The organism is Methylomonas sp. AM2-LC (genome assembly GCF_039904985.1).
GTDB lineage: Bacteria > Pseudomonadota > Gammaproteobacteria > Methylococcales > Methylomonadaceae > Methylomonas.
The window spans coordinates 2,904,281-2,917,692 of sequence record NZ_CP157005.1; the positions used below are offsets into that span (position 1 = coordinate 2,904,281).

Here is a 13,412-nt window from a genome sequence, read left to right on the forward strand (position 1 = left end):
ACTATGGAAAATATGCAGACACCGCTGACTAAAAACATACGATCGGACCGCACGGTTGCGACGCTGGCCGATTATGAAAGCACCGGCGGTTATCAAGGTATGCGTAAAGCCATCACCGAATTACAGCCAAAACAGGTACAGCAATGGGTTAAGGATGCCGGACTGAGGGGTAGAGGTGGCGCCGGATTTAATGCCGGTCTGAAATGGAGTATGGTTCCGATGGACGCAGATGCCGAACAGGTTCGCTATCTGGTTGCCAATGCCGATGAAATGGAACCGGGAACCTTTAAGGATAGATGGCTGCTGGAGAAGGATCCGCATCAGTTAATTGAGGGTATGATCATTGCGGCTTATGCCATTCAAGCCAGGATTGGCTATATATTTCTGCGCGGAGAGTACCATCTTGCCGCCAATCGTCTCGAAACTGCTTTGCTGGAAGCCCGGTCTAAGGGGTATCTGGGCGAACATGTTTTAAATTCCGATTTTAGTCTGGAAATTTACTTGCATTACAGCGCCGGACGATATATTTGCGGCGAGGAAACCGCGCTGCTCAATGCCTTGGAAGGAAAGCGAGCCACGCCACGCGCCAAACCGCCTTTTGCCGTCGTTAGTGGGCTATGGGGCAAGCCGACTGTGGTTAATAACGTGGAAACCCTCTGTAATGTACCGCATATTTTACATTATGGTGTTGAGTGGTATCAGAGTTTAGGACGTGGTGTCGACAAGGGTAGCAAAATTTTCGGCGTCAGCGGCCGCGTCAAGCAGCCCGGGCTGTGGGAACTGCCAATGGGAACACCCATTCGCGAAATAATTGAAGATCATGCCGGCGGCATGCGTGATGGCTATAAACTGCGTGGCTTTTTGCCGGGCGGCGCATCGACCGACTTTTTATTGCCCGAACATCTGGATATCCTCATGGATTACGAAGCTGTCGCTAAAGCCGGTAGCCGCATGGGTACCGGCGCGATCATCGTACTGGACGACAAAACCTGCCCGGTACAAATGGTGCTGAATCTGGAACAGTTTTTTGCGCAGGAATCCTGTGGCTGGTGTACGCCTTGTCGGGATGGGCTACCCTGGACAGTGACGCTATTGAAAGACATCATCTGCGGTCTTGGCCGTCAGGAAGATCTGGATACTTTAACAGCTTTAACGCATCAATTGGGACCCGGAAATACCTTTTGCGCCTTGGCACCCGGAGCCATGGAGCCATTGCAGAGTGCGCTTAAATATTTTCGTGCGGATTTCGAACGCTACATCGTCAGCGAACCGACCTTACTGGAGTCTTTCTAATGGCCCGCATTGAAATCGACACTCAAAGCTATGAGGTTAAACAGGGTGATAATCTGCTAGCCGCCTGTTTAGCGCTGGGTCTGGATCTCCCCTATTTTTGCTGGCACCCGGCTATGGGTTCAGCAGGTGCCTGCCGGCAATGCGCCATCATCCAATACAAAGATGCGGAAGATCAACACGGACGATTGGTCATGGCTTGTATGACTCCGGTTACGGACGGCTTGCGGATTTCTGTGGCCGCTGAGCAAGCGCAGCAATTCCGTAGCGCCAATATCGAACTATTAATGACAAATCATCCCCACGATTGTCCTGTGTGTGAAGAGGGCGGCGAATGCCATCTACAGGACATGACGGTTATGACGGGCCACACTGTTCGGCGTTACCGAGGTAAAAAACGCACCCATCAGAACCAGAATCTGGGTCCATTTATCAATCACGAAATGAATCGTTGCATTGCCTGCTACCGCTGCGTCCGTTTCTATAACGATTATGCTGGCGGAGAGGATTTGCAGGTCTTCGGTATGCATAATAACGTGTATTTCGGCCGCTTTGCGGACGGCGCTTTGGAAAACGAATTCAGCGGTAATCTGGTGGAAGTCTGTCCAACTGGTGTTTTCACTGACAAAACCTTCAGTGATCATTACGCACGAAAGTGGGATTTGCAGACGGCTCCTTCGATTTGCGTGCATTGCAGCCTAGGCTGCAATATTTCGCCCGGTGAACGCTATGGAACACTCAGGCGTGTAGTCAATCGCTATAACAGCGAAGTGAACGGTTATTTTCTGTGCGACCGGGGCAGGTTCGGTTACGGTTTTGTCAATAGTCCCGAGCGCATTCGGAGCCTGCACCTCAATAGTCAACAAGTTGTTACTGCTGAAATCGCACTGCAACATTTTCGTCAACTAGTGCAATCGGCCAAAGGCATCATCGGCATCGGCTCGCCGCGAGCTAGTTTGGAAGCCAATTTTTCCTTGCGCTCATTGGTAGGTGCAGATAATTTTTTTCTGGGCTTGGACGATACGGAACATTCCTTACTGAATGCCATTGCCGAAATAATGCTGCACGGAGGCATCCACTCCCCTGCCCTACACGAGACAGAGCGCGCCGACGCTGTCTTGATTTTAGGCGAAGATGTGACAAACAGCGCACCGAGGCTGGCGCTTTCGCTCCGGCAGGCTGTACGCAATGAAGCCTTTGCGATGGCAGAAAAGATGCATTTACACCGCTGGCAGGATGCCGCCATCCGCCAGTTACCGAAACAAATTAAAAGTCCCTTGTATATAGCTGCAGTCTGCGCCACCCGCCTGGATGATGTAGCCAGAGCGACTTATCACGGCAGCCCGGAACACATCGCCCGACTTGGCTTCGCCATTGCGCATTATCTGGATAATGAAGCGCCTGCCCCAACCGATCTGAGCACTGCAGAATGCGCTCTGGCTGCCAGCATTGCAGCCGAGCTAAAAAACGCGAAAAATCCATTGGTGGTATCGGGAATCAGTTGTTCTAGTCTGGCGGTTATCCAGGCAGCTTATCAGGTTGCCAAGGCATTGCCGGGACCGATTAAACAATTAACTTTTACCCTGCCGGAATGTAACAGTTTAGGATTAGCCCTCATGGGCGGCCAAACTTTTCAACAGGCTTTAACAAAGTTTAGCGAAAATGTGGCCGATACTGTGGTGATTCTAGAGAACGATCTGTATAGACGCGCATCGAGTGCAGACGTGGATTTAATGCTGGAGTCAGCCACACATATCATAGTGATCGACAGCCTGAAAAATCAAACGACTGAAAAAGCCGATTTGTTGCTGTCGGCTGCCGTATTTGCCGAATCCGAAGGCACTTTAGTCAATAATGAAGGCCGGGCGCAACGTTATTTTCCGGTCTACCCGGCCACGGCATCAACGCTGGCCAGTTGGCAATGGTTAACGAACAGCATAGCGGATTGCCAATGGTCTCATTTCGATGCACTAACGACGGCCTGTGCAGCAAATTTTCCTACCCTTGCCGGTATAGCCCGATTGGCGATGGATAGCGAATACGTCGTCAATGCCAATAAAATCCCCAGGCAATCTCAGCGTTATAGTGGGCGAACCGCCATGCATGCCAACACCGATGTACGGGAAACCGCAAAGCCGCAAGATAACGAAACACCATTCGCATTTTCCATGGAAGGCGGACGGTTAACAATTCCACCGGCTTGGTTACCGATTATTTGGGCACCAAGGTGGAACTCTAATCAAGCCATTAACAAATTTCAGACAGAAATTAGCGGGCCTCTGCGCGGCGGAGAGCTGGGTATACGTTTGATCGAAGCCACAGGAGATTTGAGCTGGTTTACCGAGTTGCCATCAGCCGAACCTCCGCAACCTGGTATATGGCGCATCATGCAATTGCCGCATATTTTCGGCAGCGATGAGTTAAGTCGCTATTCGTTGCCGATAGTCGAACGGCTACCGCTGTTTTGCGCTTTGTTGCATCCGCAGGATGCCGAAGCATTGGCAGTAGACAGCGGCGATCCCATTCGCATCAGCGATCTTTTAGCCATTACCCATGTTACGCTTCCGGTACAAATCGAAAATACCCTCGCCCGCGGTCTGCTGGGCATAACGACAGGCCAATCAGATTCCCAGTTTATGAAAACAGGAGCCCTGGTGACAGTAACGAAAGTCTATCCGGCTCAGCAGGCTGATGCAGAGGTGTCTTGATGAATACCGGTCTAGGTGGCATAGCAAATATCTTCGGCATTTTAGTAGCGCTAATCCTACTGGCGGCTGTTTTGGTCTGGGTGGAACGCCGGCTTTTAGCAGTCTGGCAGGATAGACTGGGACCCAATCGCCTCGGGCCATTCGGTTTAATGCAGGTAGCAGCGGATATGATCAAAATGTTCTTCAAGGAAGATTGGATACCGCCCTTTGCTGACAAAGCTGTGTTTGTACTGGCGCCTACCATCGTCTTCATCACCACGCTCATGGCGTTTGCCGTTATCCCGTTTGCACCGGGTGTCGGCATCATAGACTTAAATTTCGGATTACTGTACTTCCTGGCTTTGTCTTCGCTTTCCGTCTACAGTATCGTGTTGGCTGGCTATGCATCCAATAACAAATATGCTTTGCTGGGCTGTCTGCGCGCCGCTGCGCAAACCGTCAGTTATGAAGTTTTTATGGGCATTTCCATCATGGGCGTGGTGATGCTGTCAGGTACGTTTAATCTACGTGAAATAGTCGAAGCCCAGCGAGACGGCTGGTTTATTTTTCCGCAGTTTTTTGGCTTTATGATCTTTTTGATAGCCGTGATTGCCGAAACCCGCCGCGCCCCACTTGATTTACCTGAAGCCGAACAAGAATTGGTGGGCGGATTTCATACCGAGTATTCCGGTATGAAATTCGGCATGTTCTTCGTCGGCGAATATATCGGCGTCACCCTGAGTTCGGCAATCATCGTTACCTTATTCTTTGGCGGCTGGCTGGGCCCCTGGTTACCACCGCTGCTCTGGTTTTTTCTGAAAACAATGATCGGTATTATGTTTTTCATCCTGTTGAGGGGCGCACTGCCTCGACCCCGCTATGATCAGCTGATGTCTTTCGGCTGGAAGTTGTTATTGCCGGCTGGACTATTGAATTTGCTGCTGACCGGCGCAGTCTTGCTTGCATTACACAGTTCGGAATAGGAAAAAATCATGCTTAGTCAACTGCGCTCATTATGGGAAGTTTTGAAGCATACTTTCGTGAAAGCGGACACCGTTGAGTACCCGGAACAAAAACCGGCACTTTCCCCCCGTTATCGCGGACGTATCATTTTGACCCGCGACCCGGATGGTGAGGAGCGCTGCGTAGCCTGTAATCTGTGTGCTGTGGTCTGCCCGGTTGATTGTATAGCCTTGCAAAAAACCGAGGATGAAAACGGGCGCTGGTATCCAGAGTTTTTCCGTATCAACTTTTCGCGCTGCATCATGTGCGGCTTTTGCGAAGAAGCTTGTCCGACCAACGCGATTCAACTAACACCCGATTTTGAGATGTGCGAATACGATCGACAAAACATGGTTTACGAAAAACAGCATCTGTTAATCAATGGCCCCGGCAAGTATCACGATTATAACTTTTACCGGGTTGCCGGCATGTCTATTGGCGGTAAAGCCAAGGGCCAAGCTGAAAATGAAGCAGCGCCGATCGATGTAAAAACCTTATTACCCTAAGGAAGCACACAACATGATTTTGATTTTATTTTATATGACGTCCGCCGTTGCCCTGTTCGCTACGGTAATGATGATCACCCGACTCAACACGGTGCATAGCTTACTGTACCTGATTCTGTCTTTACTGGCGGTTGGCGTTATTTTCTTTCTGTTAGGCGCGCATTTTGCCGCTGTGCTGGAAGTCATTATTTATGCTGGCGCTATTATGGTGCTGTTTATTTTCGTGATCATGTTGCTCAATCTAGGCCAAAAGACCCTTACTCAAGAACGCCTTTGGCTAGAGCCTGGTATTTGGATCGGGCCATCCTTGTTGGCGTTGATCCTGTTCGCCGAAACCACTTTCATTATTGCTCAGGCCGACAGTGCTGAAACTGGCCAGATAATCAACGCCAAGCAAGTCGGAATGGCATTGTTCGGGCCTTATCTATTGGCGGTGGAGTTGGCCTCCCTATTGCTGCTTGCCGGACTGGTCGGTGCTTATCATTTCGGTAAACCCATCATCATGTCAGCGCGATCGAAGGTAAATTCATGAGCGCTATACCGATGGAACAAGGTCTATTGCTGGCTATCGCCTTATTCGTACTGGGATTAATCGGCGTGTTGGTTCGGCGTAATTTGATTATGATACTGATGTCTCTGGAAGTCATGTTCAATGCGGCAGGTTTGGCATTTATCGTCGCCGGCTCCCGCTGGGGGCAAGCTGATGGACAAATTATGTTTCTGCTGATACTCACGCTGGCCGCCGCTGAAGTGGGGGTTGGACTCGGCTTGGTTTTGCAGATTTATCACCGTTTCCATACGCTGGATGCGGACGTGATGAACGACATGAAAGGATAGGTGGTAACAGTGATCGAACTAATAGGGTTGATCCCGCTGACACCTTTTCTGGGTTTTTTAGTCTTGGCCTTTAGCGCCGGACAACTCTCCAAATCACTTGTTGCCTGGATAGGTGTCGGCAGTGTGGGCGTTTCGTGCCTCTTGGCAGCCCTGATCGGCGCAGAATTCCTGCAGGGAACCCAGCCGGCTTACCATCTGGTATTTGGATATTGGCTGTCAATCGCGGATCTATCGGCACCCTTTGGTTTCTATCTCGACGCCTTGTCGGTGACGATGCTGTTTGTGGTGACAGGCGTCGGGTTTTTAATACATCTGTATTCCGCAGAGTTTATGGCCGCCGAAATTGGCTATGCCCGTTTTTTCGCCTGTATGAATCTGTTTGTGGCCTCCATGCTGGTATTGGTGTTAGCCGACAATTTGCTGTTGCTTTATCTAGGCTGGGAAGGCGTTGGGCTCGGCAGCTATCTGCTGATCGGCTTCTGGTATAGTGACGCAAATAACGGCTATGCCGCCCGCAAAGCCTTTGTGATGACCCGTGCCGGCGATGCTGCACTTTTAGTTGGCTTATTGCTGCTGTTTACTCAGTTGCACACGGTTGACATTCAGTCACTGATGGCACAGATTACTCAGCGATGGACGTCAGGCGGTGTAATGCCGGTCGCTGCTGCTGCCCTGCTGCTGGGCGGAGCAGTGGGCAAATCCGCACAATTACCCTTGCAAACCTGGTTGCCCGACGCAATGGCGGGGCCTACGCCGGTCAGCGCACTAATTCATGCCGCCACAATGGTGACTGCTGGTGTCTACTTGATCGCCAGAACCCATGTTTTATTTGCACAAGCCCCCGTTGTGCAAAGCCTAGTCGCAGTGCTTGGAACTCTCACTTTGTTGCTGGCCGGCTGCTCTGCGCTCGCCCAAACCGATATCAAACGCATACTTGCTTACTCCACGATCAGTCAGCTAGGTTATATGTTTCTGGCTTTAGGGGTAGGTGCCTGGTCTGCGTCTATTTTTCATCTGTTAACGCATGCATTCTTCAAAGCGTTGTTGTTTCTTGCCGCAGGAGCTGTGATTGCCGCTTTACACCATGAGCACAATATTTTCAGGATGGGCGGGCTACGCAAAATCATGCCTCTCGCCTTCTGGAGCTTTTTAATTGGCAGCGCGGCTTTGAGTGGGCTGCCATTTACCGCAGGTTTCTACAGCAAACATGAAATTCTGCAGGCGGCTTATGCAAGCTCCGCTTGGCTTTGGGCGTTTGGCTGCCTGGGGGCTATGATTACAGGCATTTACAGTTTCCGACTGGTTTTTACGGTGTTTTTCGGGCGTGAATACACCAAGGGCGTCAAGCAACACGGCTGGCGAATGCGCATACCGTTAATCGTGCTTTGCGGCTTGGCGCTTGGCGGTGGCCTCCTGCAAATGTCACTGGATTCAGTATTCTCTACATTGGTCTATGAGAAAAACCCTCACAAATTCGACCTTGTTTCTATTATCACCGCTACAGCACCTTTTATCGGCCTACTGATCGCAATTCTGTTCTATCTTACCCGTACGATTTCTCCTGAACGTCTTTGCGGTTTCGGCTGGGCGAAGCAAGTGCAGAGTTTTTGGTTTAAAGGCTGGGGCATGGATGGGATGTATGACTACTTAGTAGTGCAGCCTTTTAAAACCCTCAGCACATGCAATCGCAATGATTTGGTGGATACTTTATATACTCGCTTTGCCTGGCTTTGTCGTCATGGCAGTCAACTGCTCAGCACCTCTCAAACCGGTCGCATGCGTTGGTATGCAACCTCGATGGTGCTGGGAACAGTACTAATAATCACCCTAGGATGTTGGTTGTGATGTTACTGATGCTGATAGTCGTGTTGCTTACCGGCGCCTTTGCGGCTTGGTTTACAGAGCGGTGGAGCGCGTTAGCGCCGCGCTGGGTAGCGATACTTACCCTCAGCATTGAGGTGCTACTGATGTTTGCGCTGTGGACGCAAGCTGAGTTGGCTACAGATCTTCCATTAGCTTGGTTTGCCGACCTGTATCTACCCTGGATTACGCGTTTCGGCATCGGTTTTCATCTGGCTATGGATGGTCTCAGTCTACTACTGATCGCGTTGACGGTCTTACTCGGTTTTATGGCAGTCAGTAGTTCCTGGACAGAAATTAAACACAGACAAGGCTTTTATTTCTTTAATTTATTATTCTGTCTGGCTGGAACAGTAGGTGTGTTTCTGGCGGTCGATCTATTCCTGTTCTTTTTCAGCTGGGAACTGATGATTATCCCCATGTATTTTCTGATCAGTATCTGGGGGCACGAAAACCGGACCTATGCGGCCATAAAATTTGTCATTTTTACCCAAGGGAGCAGTCTATTGTTGTTGCTGTCTATCGTCGCTTTTGCGTTGATTCAACATCATAACGGCGGAGTGCTTTCGTTCGATTATTTCGAATTACTCAATACCAAACTTGAACCGAATGTGGCATTTTGGTTGATGCTGGGGTTCTTTATACCGTTTTGCGTCAAACTGCCGGCTGTGCCTTTTCATACCTGGTTAGCGGACGCTCACACCCAGGCCCCGACCGGCGCTAGTGTTATTCTGGCGGGCATCATGCTTAAAACCGGCGCTTACGGGTTATTGCGTTTCGTTATCCCTTTATTTCCGGATGCAGCGAGTCAATTTGCCCCAATCGCCATGCTGCTCGGCACCATCAGCGTGCTGTATGGTGCGATACTGGCTTTTGCCCAAACAGATCTAAAACGGCTGATCGCTTATACCAGTATCAGCCATATGGGCTTTATCCTGCTGGGGATATTTTCCTGGAACTTATTTGCCTTGCAAGGCTCGGTCATCACCCTGCTGGCCCATGGCGTCAGCGCCGCAGCCTTATTTATGATAGCCGGCGCACTACAAGAACGCCTGCACACCCGAGAACTAAGCCTTATGGGTGGACTATGGGGACCACTACCCCGTCTGGCGGCCTTAGCCTTGTTCTTCTCGGTTGCCTCACTGGGTTTGCCGGGATTGGGCAACTTTATGGGGGAACTTCTGGTTTTATTGGGTGCATTCACCGTCAACCCGATACTGACTTGCGTGACGGTACTGGCCCTTATTCTAGCTCCGGTTTACGCACTTAATATGATCCAAAAAGTTTTTTACGGTCCACTGACACAAGAGTCCCCAGGGGCCGATTGTTCTCGGCGTGAATGGCTATCGCTTGGCATACTGGCAATTGCGACTATTTGCTTAGGTATAAGCGCGCAAACGGTATTGAACCTTTCGAGTTTTTCTCTAAAGCTGGAAATGCAGCATTTTATTGAGACGGCGCAGAAATGAATGTTACACAACTGATAGCTTTGGGGCCCATGATTGCACTTGCTGGCGCGGCAGTAGCCATCATGCTAAGCATTGCCGTTAAACGGAGTTTTGTTTTGGCCAGCGTGCTCGCCGCTGGCGGTATGTTAAGTGCATTGCTAATGTTGATTTACCAATGGCGGGAAGATCCGCTGCAGATTACGGCATTGATACGGATGGACGGCTTTGCACACTATTATTTGTTCTTGCTGTTGTTGACCGGCCTGGCCATTGTGGGGTTTTGTTATGATTACTTCAAAGCCCAGCAAGGAGAAAACGAAGAACTTCCCTTGCTGCTACTGACCGCGCTGCTTGGCTGCTCAGTGCTGATCAGTAGCACGCATTTTGCCAGTTTTTTCATGGGATTGGAAATACTTAGCATATCGCTGTTTGCACTGATAGGCTATCCACTCAATCAAGCCAGACCTCTGGAGGCTGCGATTAAATATCTGGTTTTATCCGGCGTGTCTTCGGCTTTTCTATTACTAGGCATGGCCTTGATCTATGCGCAAAGCGGTGAACTGTTCTTTAATGCCATAGGGCATTATATGGCTGATTTGCAGTCGCTGAACCGCATGATACTCTGCGGTATCCTATTGATCGTCGTCGGCTTGGGGTTCAAACTGTCCCTGATACCATTCCACCTCTGGACTCCGGATGTTTACCAAGGCGCGCCTGCGCCAATCACCGCCTTTATCGCTACTGCTTCCAAAGCTTCGGTATTCGCCTTACTGCTCCGGTATTTCAACACAACCGATAGTTTCACTTACCTCCCCTTGCAAATGGTTGTCAGTCTGATTGCCGGCCTATCGATACTGGGTGGTAATTTGCTGGCTTTGCTGCAAAACAATGTGAAACGCTTGCTGGCTTATTCCTCTATCGCGCATCTGGGATATTTATTAGTAGCGTTTGTGGCTGGCAGAGGCGCTTCGACGGAAATCGCAAATGAAGCCATTACCTTTTATTTATCAGCGTATCTCATTACCCTACTAGGCGCTTTCGGGGTAATTTCCATGCTGTCTTCACCACAAGAGGAAGCAGAAGATATCTCTAATTACCGAGGTCTGTTTTGGCGGCGGCCAGGCTTAGCAACAGCATTTACTCTAATGCTGCTTTCGCTGGCGGGCATTCCGCTGACCGCCGGATTCATAGGTAAATTCTATATCTTCGTCAGCGCTATGGATAAGCAGTTATGGGGTTTACTCTGCGCGGTTATTATTGGAAGCGGCGTAGGACTTTATTATTATTTGAAAATCATCGTTGTCATGTCGATGAAGGTTGAGGCAACAGACATTGAATTTTCAAAACCTTACCCACCCGCTCGGATATCCATCTCAATACTCGTGTCGCTAATCCTGCTACTGATTTGGCTTGGGGTTTATCCGAGCTTGGTGATTGATGCCATTCAAGAAAAATTGATCACATCTGAAGTTGTAGACCAAACCGTAAATTTTTGCTGGTACGACTTTGGTTGTGCAGGCAATATCAACTGAGATTCGCTGCTCCCCTGTTCAGGAACCCTTATTTTCAACGATCCGACAAAACAATATATTCGCTTTAACGACATTTCCATCAGCGAAAGAATTTTAAATACGGTGTTTCTGCTTACCATCGGGCTCGGTTATCTGATGGCGCTTGCTAACAAGTATTTTACTCATCAGGGCCTGGATGGTAAGCCTGGACTTTCGGTTGAATATGTCGTCATTAGTTATCACGGCGGGGATAATCAAGCTCGTTTAGGCACGGCCATTAATGGCATTATGAAAACCAACCTGCGATATATAAGTAATAAAGACGTGATTATACAATGGATACACCGTGGTGCCGACGAAGCAGAATATAACGAAAAAATTGCCCCGATTATGAATCGTGGTAGCGTTACCCCTGCTTTTCCTGAATTAACGCATAACGTTACGGTATCTAAGGAAGCTAACGGTTGAGGAGATCTTGAGTTTAGGTGGCGTTTGTGTGAATTGGCTTTTTACTACTCAGGATGCCAGAGTGAAATTGAAATCCTAATATCGGACAATATAACTTTGGTTAACTACTCTAGGAGACTAGGGCAAATCGAAACCGCTACAGCATTAAATGACCGTTAAATGACCGCGTGATTTATGCTGCTTGTTGGGGCTTGTAATACCCCTAAACATACTTTCGAAAAAATAGAGGCCCTACTTCATGATAGATTTATCAAAGCTCTCATGACATCAACTCTGCTTATTATCCCAACCATCCGTCCTTCTTGAAACACTGGCAAACTTCTAGTCGCCATTTCTTGAAATTGAATTGCAGCATCAATAACACTTTTCTCGAAATCGATAATAGGTGTCTCCTTGGTCATGTTTTCACGAACCTTACCATCCATACTTTGGTTATAGGAAAACTCTACAACACCTTTGACGCCATCCTTCTCAGAAAAAAGCCCAATTAACTCACCTTGCGCATTAAGCACGGGTACACTGGTAATTTTGTTATCCAACATAATTTTTATAGCCTGAATAACTTCCATATCAGGTGTAACCGTAATAACGTTCTTTGACATATAATCGGTTACAGAGATTTTAGATAACATTGCCACACCTCGTTATATTTATAATGTTTGAAATGCTATTGTGCCACTAGGTAAAATTATTGCACTTCAGTGCAAACTAGTCTGTTCGCTAACGCACTGAGATTATCTGACCCTGGATCAAACCAATTACTGTGACAAGTAACCTACAAGTAGAAACCTTATTAATAGACTTGCAGATGGGTGAATTGCGTCAATTAGGGAAAAGGCATGGTATCGGTCAGCAATGGTTTTGGCTGAGCGGATTAAAACTTGAGTGCATAGAACTATTGATTTAGGCGCGTACAGAGCAAAAACCGTTGGAGGTAATCAATCAATTTTATTTTCAGTATGTTTGAACATGTAGGCCTCAGTGCTGAAAGAGTAAATTTTCGAATGCCGGTAGCCAATCGGTAAAGTCGGAAACATAGTTGTAACCGCATACCGTATTCAACGATGCCTTGCTTATGATTTCATAAATGTACTTAGCGCGTTGCCTGGTTTCGATTTCGGGTCCGTAGGGATTGAAACACATACCGTCGTTAGTCAGAAATACATAATCACAGATAAACAGCACGTGCCGATAGATGTACAGGGTAAAACCAGGTGTGTGGCCGCCGATGTGAAAGCTCCGTATGCCATTATAGACGAAGTCTTCGCTAAAGCATTTATCAATGTCGAACGCTGCTGCCAGTGGATGCCTGGCATCCAATTCATGCAAACAAACTTCGGAGTGCCAGAGGCGGCGGTATTGATTTGAAGCCCCCATAAAATGATGGTGTGTGAATAAAATCGTAGCCGCTGGCTGCAAATCGCGGTTGAACGCCGAAGGTGAATCGATCCACACCAAGCCATGTTCAGTTACGACTTGATAGGCCGCATGCTCCAGTCCCAATTTGGGTACGGATAGCAATTGATTAACATAGTCATTTACTGTCACACTAGTGACCCGATATGTCATTTCCACCTCGTCCCAACGCATGAACTGATCATGTCGGGCGCCACAAAACGGGCAAATATCCGTCATCTCGCCAATCATGTTGTAGCCACATACCAGGCAAACCCATTGTGGAGGGTTATCGAGCGTTAATACTGAAATTGTGTCGTTCATATTTAATCTCCGTACACAAACAATGTAGAAAATATGGATACTTTTCTTAGGTTTACCATCAATGATGGTTTACTCTATCTGGTG

12 protein-coding genes are annotated in these 13,412 nt (G+C 48.5%); 10 read left to right on the forward strand and 2 right to left on the reverse strand.

Translation table 11 applies throughout. The annotated features are described in order from the left end of the window. Positions 1-3: 3 nt before the first annotated feature. The 10 genes from nuoF (at position 4) to ABH008_RS13135 (ending at position 11,609) form a co-directional block, all read left to right on the forward strand. Positions 4-1,293 (forward strand): NADH-quinone oxidoreductase subunit NuoF, encoded by a 1,290-nt coding sequence (gene nuoF / locus ABH008_RS13090; RefSeq protein ID WP_347986066.1) that lies wholly within the window; start codon positions 4-6, stop codon positions 1,291-1,293. Continuing rightward, positions 1,293-3,998: an NADH-quinone oxidoreductase subunit NuoG gene (nuoG, locus tag ABH008_RS13095; protein WP_347986067.1), complete on the forward strand. Its 2,706-nt coding sequence runs from the start codon at positions 1,293-1,295 to the stop codon at positions 3,996-3,998. Before nuoF ends, nuoG begins: the two co-directional genes overlap by 1 nt. Next, the gene (gene nuoH, locus ABH008_RS13100; protein WP_347986068.1) at positions 3,998-4,960 is read left to right on the forward strand and encodes an NADH-quinone oxidoreductase subunit NuoH; all 963 of its coding nucleotides are present in this window, start codon (positions 3,998-4,000) and stop codon (positions 4,958-4,960) included. Before nuoG ends, nuoH begins: the two co-directional genes overlap by 1 nt. Before the next feature lie 9 nt (positions 4,961-4,969). Beyond that, the gene (gene nuoI, locus ABH008_RS13105) at positions 4,970-5,485 is read left to right on the forward strand and encodes an NADH-quinone oxidoreductase subunit NuoI (RefSeq protein WP_347986069.1); all 516 of its coding nucleotides are present in this window, start codon (positions 4,970-4,972) and stop codon (positions 5,483-5,485) included. A gap of 16 nt (positions 5,486-5,501) precedes the next feature. Continuing rightward, complete coding sequence (gene nuoJ / locus ABH008_RS13110; RefSeq protein ID WP_347989972.1) at positions 5,502-6,017, forward strand: NADH-quinone oxidoreductase subunit J; 516 nt, start codon at positions 5,502-5,504, stop codon at positions 6,015-6,017. Then, on the forward strand, positions 6,014-6,322 hold the full coding sequence (nuoK, locus tag ABH008_RS13115) for an NADH-quinone oxidoreductase subunit NuoK (RefSeq protein WP_347986070.1): 309 nt from the start codon (positions 6,014-6,016) through the stop codon (positions 6,320-6,322). Before nuoJ ends, nuoK begins: the two co-directional genes overlap by 4 nt. Positions 6,323-6,331: 9 nt before the next feature. After that, complete coding sequence (gene nuoL, locus ABH008_RS13120; protein ID WP_347986071.1) at positions 6,332-8,167, forward strand: NADH-quinone oxidoreductase subunit L; 1,836 nt, start codon at positions 6,332-6,334, stop codon at positions 8,165-8,167. Further along, positions 8,167-9,651 (forward strand): NADH-quinone oxidoreductase subunit M, encoded by a 1,485-nt coding sequence (locus tag ABH008_RS13125; protein ID WP_347989973.1) that lies wholly within the window; start codon positions 8,167-8,169, stop codon positions 9,649-9,651. Before nuoL ends, ABH008_RS13125 begins: the two co-directional genes overlap by 1 nt. Continuing rightward, a complete protein-coding gene (locus ABH008_RS13130) occupies positions 9,648-11,162 on the forward strand; it encodes an NADH-quinone oxidoreductase subunit N (RefSeq protein WP_347986072.1) in 1,515 nt (504 codons plus the stop codon). The genes ABH008_RS13125 and ABH008_RS13130 overlap by 4 nt, the downstream gene beginning before the upstream one ends. A gap of 135 nt (positions 11,163-11,297) precedes the next feature. Then, positions 11,298-11,609, forward strand: a complete 312-nt coding sequence (locus ABH008_RS13135) for a hypothetical protein (protein WP_347986073.1) — start codon at positions 11,298-11,300, stop codon at positions 11,607-11,609. A gap of 236 nt (positions 11,610-11,845) precedes the next feature. On the opposite strand, the gene ABH008_RS13140 is transcribed toward ABH008_RS13135, so the two are convergent. Together ABH008_RS13140 and ABH008_RS13145 are read right to left on the reverse strand one after the other, a co-directional pair. Next, the gene (locus ABH008_RS13140) at positions 11,846-12,241 is read right to left on the reverse strand and encodes a CBS domain-containing protein (protein WP_347986074.1); all 396 of its coding nucleotides are present in this window, start codon (positions 12,239-12,241) and stop codon (positions 11,846-11,848) included. A 346-nt stretch (positions 12,242-12,587) separates the two neighbouring features. Then, a complete protein-coding gene (locus tag ABH008_RS13145) occupies positions 12,588-13,328 on the reverse strand; it encodes a rubredoxin-like domain-containing protein (protein WP_347986075.1) in 741 nt (246 codons plus the stop codon). Positions 13,329-13,412: the final 84 nt, after the last annotated feature.